Genomic DNA, 548 nt, shown 5'->3' on the forward strand with positions numbered 1-548 from the left:
CCGCGCGATCTCGCAGCTCGCGGCGAAGACCGGTGCCGCGGTGACCGACATCAAGAAGATGACGATCTGGGGCAACCACTCCGCCACCCAGTACCCCGACCTGTTCCACGCCGAGGTCAAGGGCCAGAACGCCGCCGAGCTCGTCGGCGACCAGGCCTGGCTGGAGAACGACTTCATCCCGACCGTCGCCAAGCGCGGTGCCGCGATCATCGACGCCCGCGGCTCCTCCTCGGCCGCGTCGGCCGCGTCGGCGACCATCGACGCCGCCCGCGACTGGCTGTTCGGCTCCCCCGCCGACGACTGGGTCTCGATGGCCGTCGTCTCCCAGGGCGAGTACGGCGTCCCTGAGGGCCTGATCTCGTCCTTCCCGGTCACCACCTCCGGCGGCGACTGGTCGATCGTCGAGGGCCTGGAGATCGACGACTTCTCGCGCGCCCGCATCGACGCCTCCACCGCCGAGCTCGCAGACGAGCGCGCCGCGGTCACGGAGCTCGGCCTGATCTGAGCGAGTCGGCGCGAGTGCGCCGCACGACCACGCCGAGTCGGCG

The 548-nt window shown here is 71.5% G+C and carries 1 pseudogene; it reads left to right on the top strand.

What is annotated here, in order from left to right:
- Window positions 1-505 (top strand): annotated as a pseudogene (locus ACFFJG_RS18400) (malate dehydrogenase); the annotation flags it as partial.
- Window positions 506-548: the final 43 nt, after the last annotated feature.

Origin of the sequence: Nocardioides zeicaulis, assembly GCF_042432345.1 — a bacterium.
Lineage (GTDB): Bacteria > Actinomycetota > Actinomycetes > Propionibacteriales > Nocardioidaceae > Nocardioides > Nocardioides zeicaulis.